This window comes from Komagataeibacter ossonobensis (assembly GCF_057359305.1).
The window spans coordinates 1-5,925 of record NZ_JBXAYQ010000078.1 but is presented as its reverse complement, the minus strand read 5'-3'; the positions used below and the strand labels follow the sequence as shown (position 1 = coordinate 5,925).

The following is a 5,925-nucleotide window of genomic DNA, read 5'->3' as shown; positions in this document are numbered from 1 at the left end:
AGAACGATATCGGACCACCATGCAGGTTCCGCCGGGACATATTGCACCAGACGCCGCCACCGCTCCGCTGGCATGTCTAAGCAGGGCTGTCCATTAATACGTACCTCGCCTTCATGCGGGTCAAGATCCGCGATCATGCGGAGCATCACTGTTTTCCCGCTGCCCGATGGGCCGGTGATCGCCACGCACTGACCCGTCAAGACGGAGAATGTGAACGGGCCACCATAGGCGCAGCACAATCCCTGCACCTCGAGAGCCAATGTCCCGGCAGCATATGTCGCGGCAATCATTCGTCCTCCTGAACGGTCGGTCCTGCCCGTTCGCGTGAAAACATCGGTCACTTCACCAGTCAGATCCATAATTTTCCATATATCTTCGTTTTTCGATATATGGAAATATGGTATCTCCCGGCGATCCTGGGCGTGGTACCACCGTTGCAATGAAATGCGTGATCTGGCAGCGATCCATGCCCGGTTATGGACAGGCTTAGCCAGCGTGACTGCTTGCCCCGGATGAACGCGTGTCAGCCCGTCCCTTCAGCCACGTCATGGAAACGGGGCGACGCACCACACGGCGCGGGTATTGTCTTTTCCGCGGAACCGGCCAATGGCTGCGGGCGTTCGGAAACCTACCTGTTTCCTCATGACTGGACAGTATCATGATGCTCGATCGCCGTTCCTTTCTGACGCTGGCCGGGTCAACGACACTGACGGCCATGATCCCGCATGGGGCCCAACGCAGCAGCCCCGTCATGGGTGAAAAAGCAGACCATACGCTGCGGATCGCCACGGGACGGGTTGAACTTGCCCCTGACCGCATAATTTCAACCACGCTCTATAATGACCAGTTTCCCGGCCCCCTACTGCGGTTTGAGGAAGGCCGGCGCAGTATGGTCGATATCTTCAATGATACCGACACGCCGGAACTGGTACACTGGCATGGCCAGATGATCCCGAGCGTGGTGGATGGGGCGGCGGAGGAAGGCACGCCGTTCATACCACCGCATGGCATGCGGCGGATCAGCTTCCTGCCACGACCATCGGGTTTTCGCTTCTACCATACACATGTCATGGCCGGGGGCGATCTCAATCGTGGCACCTATACCGGGCAGGTCGGGCCACTCTATATCGAACCAAAGGATAATCCCGGTGCCTATGACCGCGAGATATTCCTTGTTCTGAAGGAATTCGAGCCATTCTTCAGTCGTGGGGGCGACATGGCGGGGGATGCGCTTGCGGGTGAACCGGTTGACGACCTCCAGCAGATGGGAAAGGCCGCCGACGCGACCGCCACGCAAAAGACGAAGGGGTTGGAGGTCGGCTACAGGTCATTCGCGATCAACGGAAAGATGCTGGGCCATGGCGAACCCATCCGAGTGAAACAGGGCGAGCATGTACTGTTTCACATCCTGAACGGCAGCGCCGGTGAAATCCGTAGCCTTGCATTGCCGGGCCACACCTTCAGGGTCATGGCCCTTGATGGCAATCCGGTCCCCACGCAGGCCGAGGTTCCAGTGCTGTGGCTAGGCACGGCGGAACGTATCTCAGCCATGGTGCGGATGGATCACCCGGGTGTCTGGGTAATGGGAGACCTGGCAGATGATGATCGCCGGCGCGGGATGGGCGTTGTCGTCGCGTATGCCGGGCAGACGGGCAGGCCATGGTGGATCGCACCCCGGCCCGCGCGCTGGGATTATGCGCGCTTTGGCCGTTCCCTCCCCTCCATCACACCTGATGAGACGATCGGGATGACGATCGTCAAGCACAACGCGGCCCTGAACGGCTTCAACCAGTGGACCCTCAATGGAAAAGCCTTCTCGATGCAGACAAGGCAGCCGCACCATATCCTGCGGCAGGGACGACGCTATCGGTTGAGGGTCCGCAATGCCAGCGATGACATCCATCCGCTTCACCTGCATCGCCACAGCTTCGAACTGACCGGGATTGGCAGCAGGGCAACCCGGGGCGTGATCAAGGACGTTGTGATGCTGGGCAGCTTCCAGGAACTCGAATGCGATTTTGTTGCCGACAACCCAGGACCGACTCTCTTTCACTGCCACCAGCAACTCCACATGGATTTCGGGTTCATGACGCTTTTCGATTATGCATGATGGTAACTGACACGACCTCCGATGCCCGCGATCAACGGCTCATTCAATAGGGTGGCGAATAGGCCGGTGCTGCCGGATAGGGCGCCGCTGGTTAACCGGACGCTACCGGACCGACCGGTGCAGGCGGCACCACGAGGGCAGGTGCGACCGTCACGCCCGCGATCAGTCCGGTTGCCACCGCCACAAGCAGGATGAGGAATACAGGCCCTCATGGCTTTGGTGTGAACGCGCGAAACCGCGTGCCACGGCAAGGATTGACATTATTTTATATATCCACGATCAAGGATATATGGATACGGAATCAGCCTTGGCCGCGCTCAGCGCCCTGTCACAGTCCACGCGGCTGGATATCTTCCGCCTGCTGGTTCGCCATGAACCGGATGGCCTGCCCGCTGGAGATGTCGCACGCTGCCTCGATGTCCCGCAGAACACGATCTCGACTCACCTCGCGATCCTGACCCGTGCCGGGCTGCTGACCTCACAACGCCAGAGCCGCCTGATTGTCTATCGTGCCAGTCTGGACCGGCTACAGGACCTGATGCTCTTTCTCGTCAGGGATTGCTGTGCAGGCAGCCCTGAACTCTGCGCGCCTCTGGTCGCGAATCTGGGTTCCTGCTGTCCGTCTGGGGAACCTTGCCCATGACCACCACAATTTACCATAACCCGGCTTGCGGCACGTCGCGCAATGTGCTCGCACTGATCCGCAACAGCCATGCGGAACCCCGCATCATCGAGTATCTGAAAACGCCACCTAACCGCGCGGAACTGGTCGAGCTGATCGCCCATATGGGGGGGCCGGTCCGCGATCTGCTGCGGCGCAAGGACACGCCCTATGATGAACTCGGTCTTGATAATCCGGCCCTGACGGATGACGCGCTGATCGACGCCATGATCGCGCATCCGATCCTGATCAACCGACCCATCGTGGTTACCCCGCTAGGTATTGCGCTTTGCCGTCCATCCGAGAGGGTATTCGATATTCTTCCCACTCCGCGGCGCGGCGCACTTGCCAAGGAGGACGGTGAGACAATCGTGGATGTGCCCGGAAAGCGGATTGTCTGATGCTGGCCCTAGCCATTTTTATTGCAACGCTGGTCTTCGTCATCTGGCAGCCTCGGGGTCTCGGTATCGGCTGGAGCGCTATGACCGGTGCCGCCGTAGCGCTGGCGACGGGTGTGATCCACTGGCACGATATCCCTGTCGTCTGGCACATCGTCTGGGACGCCACCTTCACCTTTGTCGCGCTGATCATCATCTCGCTGCTTCTGGATGAGGCCGGGTTCTTCCACTGGGCGGCCCTGCATGTCGTGCGCTGGGGCAAAGGGCGAGGCCGGACGTTGTTTCCCCTGATCGTGCTGCTGGGAGCGGCCATAGCCGCGGTTTTCGCCAATGACGGCGCAGCCCTGCTGCTCACGCCCATCGTCATTGCCATCCTCACACAACTCCGCCTGAACCATGGCGCGGCGCTGGCCTTCATAATCGCGACCGGCTTTGTCGCGGATACCACCAGCCTGCCGCTGGTGATTTCCAATCTGGTGAACATCGTCAGCGCCAATTTCTTTGGCATTCCCTTTGACCGCTACGCCGCGATCATGGTCCCCGTCGATCTGGCCGCCCTTGGCGCGACACTTGCCGTGCTGTGGCTCTACTACCGGCGGCAGGTGCCCCAGACCTATCCCGTCACCGAACTGCCAGCACCCGCCATTGTCATTCGTGACCGGCATGTGTTCCGCGCGGCTTTTCCGCTGCTGGCCCTGGTGCTGGCGGCTTATTTCCTGACCGCGCCATTTCATATTCCGGTCTGTATCGTGGCTTGCCTGGCTGCCATTATCCTGCTGGCAGTCGCCGGATATGGAAAGGTCATTCCCGTCAGCCGCGTGCTGCGGGGCGCGCCGTGGCAGATCGTGTTCTTCTCGCTGGGGATGTATCTGGTGGTCTACGGGCTGCGTAATGCCGGACTGACCGATCACCTTGCGGCGGCACTGGTCTGGCTTGGCCATCAGGGTCCGTTCATCGCCACGCTTGGCACCGGCTTTCTGGCGGCGGTCCTGTCGTCGGTTATGAACAACATGCCCAGCGTTCTGGTCGGCGCGCTGGCGATCCAGCAGGCCCATGACATCGCGCCTCTGACCCGCGACCTGATGGTTTATGCCAACGTCATTGGCTGTGACCTCGGGCCGAAATTCACGCCGATCGGCAGTCTCGCCACCCTGCTGTGGCTGCATGTGCTGGCATCCAAAAACCATCGGATCACTTGGGGGCAATACATGACGGTGGGTCTGGTGATCACGCCACCCGTCCTGCTGGTCACACTTGCCGCACTGGCCTTGTGGCTGCCCCTGACCAGCCATCCCTGACAAGACCGAAGGATCTGACGGAACGATGTCCAAGCCGGAAATGCCCGCCCTGCACCCGGAGTATCTCGAACAGGTCGATCTCGCACGATTGGAACCGCAACCACGGGTTGACCACCCGCCACGCATCCTGCTGCTGTATGGCTCGCTGCGTCCTCGGTCCTTCAGCCGCCTGCTGGTGCTGGAGGCCGAACGCATCCTGAACGTACTGGGGGCCGAGACACGGGTATTCGACCCGACTGGCCTGCCGGTCGCGGATTCCGTACCCGTCACGCATCCAAAGGTTCAGGAACTGCGGGAACTCTCGATCTGGTCGGAAGGCCAGGTCTGGTGCAGCCCTGAACAGCATGGCACCATCACCGCTGTGTTCAAGAACCAGATCGACTGGCTTCCCCTCACGGAAGGTTCGATCCGACCCACACAGGGCCGCACGCTGGCTGTCATGCAGGTCTCCGGCGGGTCACAGAGCTTCAATTCCGTCAACGCCCTGCGGGTGCTGGGCCGATGGATGCGGATGTTCACCATCCCTAACCAGTCCAGCGTGCCGATGGCCTACACCCAGTTCGGTGACGACGACCGAATGAAACCGTCTCCCCTCTATGACCGCATGGTGGACGTCATGGAGGAACTGATGAAGTTCACCTGGCTGCTGCGGGACCGGGCCAACTACCTTGTCGATCGCTACAGCGAGCGCAGATCATCACACCGCCTGCCTGAAAAGCTGTGAGCCGGGAGAGGACAGAACCGTTCAATATGGTGATTACGGATGACGGTCATGCCGCGAGGTAGTGAGCCCGTGCGCTTCAGCCGACGCCAAAGCAGCAACGCTTAAGGGTTACCGGATCCCTGATTCCGTGATCTGGATTAATAAATCCCAATCTTCGTGCGGCCATCTTGTCGCTCTATCAAAGCTCTTGTAAAAACAAGAAGAAATACTTTGTCGCAAACATGGCGTTATGGAATATTTCCAATTGAGAATCTCCATAAACAGTAAAATTCGTCGCAATCCACAAGAAACCGTCAGGGTTCCTGTGGTCAACGCCCTACGGATATGAAAACAAACACCGTGCCCCGATTTCGCATATAGCTATCTTCTTGTACTGCTTTGACATGCCTGAGCATCATAGTCTGCTCGTGCCGTTAGCCACGGTCGTCCGAGATAACCTGGACAAAAGCAATAGTGGTGGTCACAGATATTGTACCAGCCCACCTGACCGATCCCACTACGAAAGGGGTTCACCCCATGTCACCCTTACCGTTGAGTTGCATCCTGCCTGAAGCTACCGCCTCTCGAAATGGGTGGGAAGGCAGCTGTTTTGATCATAGCCAGCCCTTGAAACAATGGAACCTTGCATGATGGCCGACACCTGCAAGGTTCTGATGATCTTCCCGCGCTTCAACGCCAATTCATTCTGGAACTATAAGGAGGCCTGTGACCTGGTCGGTGCACGCTACCCCGCC

General features: G+C 59.3%; 6 protein-coding genes. 5 read left to right on the top strand and 1 reads right to left on the bottom strand.

Annotated elements, in window-relative coordinates:
* On the bottom strand, positions 1–290 hold a 290-nt coding region (locus tag AC1RQ9_RS18285), incomplete at its 3' end, for an ATP-binding cassette domain-containing protein (RefSeq protein ID WP_176644258.1).
* Between the two features lie 368 nt (positions 291–658).
* On the opposite strand from AC1RQ9_RS18285, the gene AC1RQ9_RS18280 reads away from it, so the two are divergent.
* From AC1RQ9_RS18280 to arsH, 5 genes are all read left to right on the top strand, one after another.
* Positions 659–2,110, top strand: a complete 1,452-nt coding sequence (locus AC1RQ9_RS18280; RefSeq protein WP_010516674.1) for a multicopper oxidase family protein — start codon at positions 659–661, stop codon at positions 2,108–2,110.
* Positions 2,111–2,399: 289 nt separating this feature from the next.
* Positions 2,400–2,753: an ArsR/SmtB family transcription factor gene (locus AC1RQ9_RS18275; RefSeq protein WP_010516672.1), complete on the top strand. Its 354-nt coding sequence runs from the start codon at positions 2,400–2,402 to the stop codon at positions 2,751–2,753.
* A complete protein-coding gene (gene arsC / locus AC1RQ9_RS18270; RefSeq protein ID WP_010516670.1) occupies positions 2,750–3,172 on the top strand; it encodes an arsenate reductase (glutaredoxin) in 423 nt (140 codons plus the stop codon). The genes AC1RQ9_RS18275 and arsC overlap by 4 nt, the downstream gene beginning before the upstream one ends.
* Positions 3,172–4,467 (top strand): arsenic transporter, encoded by a 1,296-nt coding sequence (locus AC1RQ9_RS18265; RefSeq protein WP_159264410.1) that lies wholly within the window; start codon positions 3,172–3,174, stop codon positions 4,465–4,467. Before arsC ends, AC1RQ9_RS18265 begins: the two co-directional genes overlap by 1 nt.
* A 25-nt stretch (positions 4,468–4,492) precedes the next feature.
* The gene (gene arsH, locus AC1RQ9_RS18260; protein WP_010516666.1) at positions 4,493–5,191 is read left to right on the top strand and encodes an arsenical resistance protein ArsH; all 699 of its coding nucleotides are present in this window, start codon (positions 4,493–4,495) and stop codon (positions 5,189–5,191) included.
* Positions 5,192–5,925 lie beyond the last annotated feature (734 nt).

Bases quoted from the DNA above. Each gene is read 5' to 3' on its own strand.
- AC1RQ9_RS18280 (WP_010516674.1), top strand. From the start codon at position 659: ATGATGCTCGATCGCCGTTCCTTTCTGACGCTGGCCGGGTCAACGACA.
- AC1RQ9_RS18265 (WP_159264410.1), top strand. From the start codon at position 3,172: ATGCTGGCCCTAGCCATTTTTATTGCAACGCTGGTCTTCGTCATCTGG.
- arsC (WP_010516670.1), top strand. From the start codon at position 2,750: ATGACCACCACAATTTACCATAACCCGGCTTGCGGCACGTCGCGCAAT.
- arsH (WP_010516666.1), top strand. From the start codon at position 4,493: ATGTCCAAGCCGGAAATGCCCGCCCTGCACCCGGAGTATCTCGAACAG.
- AC1RQ9_RS18275 (WP_010516672.1), top strand. From the start codon at position 2,400: ATGGATACGGAATCAGCCTTGGCCGCGCTCAGCGCCCTGTCACAGTCC.